The 1874-nt window shown below is 73.1% G+C and carries 3 protein-coding genes; all 3 read right to left on the bottom strand.

Features of this window, described 5'->3' with window-relative positions:
- The coding region (locus tag ACTUAL_RS13600) for a hypothetical protein (protein ID WP_440900490.1) at positions 1 to 644 on the bottom strand (644 nt) is incomplete at its 3' end.
- A 190-nt stretch (positions 645 to 834) separates the two neighbouring features.
- Complete coding sequence (locus ACTUAL_RS13595) at positions 835 to 1659, bottom strand: glycoside hydrolase family 43 protein (protein ID WP_440900489.1); 825 nt, start codon at positions 1657 to 1659, stop codon at positions 835 to 837.
- Between the two features lie 4 nt (positions 1660 to 1663).
- Positions 1664 to 1874: substrate-binding domain-containing protein (locus ACTUAL_RS13590; protein WP_440900488.1), on the bottom strand; the 211-nt coding region annotated here is incomplete at its 5' end.

The following is a 1874-nucleotide window of genomic DNA, read 5'->3' as shown; positions in this document are numbered from 1 at the left end:
CCGCCCACCGGCGAGCAGACCTGCGCCCACACGTACCCGATCACGACCACGGCGGGGGCTACGAGTGCCAGCGCGGTGCGGGTGCGCAGCATCCCCCCACCCCCGCACGGGCATCCGGTCGCGGGCGGCGAGCACGTCCCCGGTCGGGGGGCCGGGACGGGGAACACCTCCTGCAGGGCGGCACCCATGACCTCCTCGGCTCCGGGACAGTCCAGGCCCTGCGCGGGGGATCCGGCCCAGCGGCTCGCGTCGAAGGCCGTCACCAGCGCGGACGCCTCGGCGGGCAGGGTCGTGGTCCCGCCGACGAGGGTGGAGAACGCGCCCTCGGCCTCCTCGCAGTACAGGCGGGCGTTGCCGGGTTCGGCCATGAACCGCACGTACTCGCGGGCCAGGCCGGGGCGCCGCGCACCGGCGTTGACGGCCCAGCCGGTGCCCACGAACGTCACCGCCACCGGCTCGCTCCCGGCCGCACCCGCGGGGATGGGGCTCAGGGAGAAGCGGAAGCCGATGTCGGCGCGGAAGTCGGCGAGCTTCCACGCGCCCTGGATGAGGAACGCCCAGCGGCCCGCCTTGAACTCGTCTTCGCCTTGTCGACCACGATCACGTCGGCGGCGGCGCCGGACCCGAGCTCGGGGCTGTTGCACGTCTCGTAGTTGCCGGGCCCGACGCAGTGGTGCTCGACCCGCACGCCGGGGTGGGCCCGCTCGAAGGCCGCGTTCAGCTCGGGTAATCGGGCCTCCTCACCGCCCTCGTCGGGGGAGGTGGAGCAGGCGGGCGACGCGGGCAGCAGGGCGATCAGGACCGCCAGAGCGGCCGGTGTCGTGCGCGCGGGCTCTAGGGCACCACGAGCACCGAGGCGTGCCGCATCCCCGGCGGCATCCCGATGTCGGTGGGTTCCCAGGTGGACATGTCGTCGGCGCTGGCCAGCGCGCCGTAGCCGTCGTCGAGGAAGTGGTCGAAGATCAGCACCCACTCGTCGCCGCGGCGGAACAGCGACGGCCCCTCCACCGGGCTGGGCGTGACCGGGCCGGTGGGTTCGGTGAGCGGGCCGTGGGGGTCGGTGAAGGTGGTGAGCAGGATGTTCTTGTGGTCGGTGCCGGGGGTGTTCTCGCCGCGCTCGTCCTTGAACGCCATGACGTAGCGCCCGCCCGCGCGGGCCACGGTCGCGTCGATCACCGGGTAGCCGGGGTCGAAGAACACCCTGGGCTCGGTGAACTCGGTGAAGTCGCGGGTGGCGGTGTGCCAGATGCGGTGCTCCTGGTTGGTGTGGTGCCAGTCGTGGTCGTCGTTGTCCGGGTCGACCACCGAGGACCACAGCAGGTGCACGACGCCGTCGTCGTCGGTGAACGCCTCCGGGGCCCACGCGTTGCGCGCCCCGGTCACCCCGGCCATCGGTTCCAGGAGCCGTTGCGGCGACCAGCGGCGCAGGTCGGGGGAGGTGGCGTGCACGATGCGCGGACTGGACCAGCCGTCGGTGGCCAGCAGGTGGTAGAGCCCGTCCGGGCCCAGCAGCAGGAACGGGTCGCGCAGCGTTCCGGCGCCGACCTGCCCGCGCAGCACCGGGGCGCCGTCGTCGAGCGGGGTGAAGTGGTGGCCGTCGGGGCTGGTGGCCACGTGCAGGGCTTCGTCGTCGGTGGTGAAGTAGGACAGCACGTGCACGGTTCTAGAGCACCCCCCTGGTGGTGCCTCGGGTGATCAGCGTGGTGTCCATCCGGACGTCGCGAGGGCTGTCGGGTCGGTCGGTGAGCATTCGCACGGCGGTGACTCCCAAGTCGTGCCGCGGTTGGCGGACGGAGGTCAGACCGGGGAAGAGCTGGGCGGCCAGCGGCAGGTCGACGAAGCCGACGACGCTCAGGTCGGCGGGCACGGACAGG

Source organism: Actinosynnema sp. (assembly GCF_052038725.1).
This window is presented reverse-complemented; position numbering and strand designations above follow the sequence as displayed.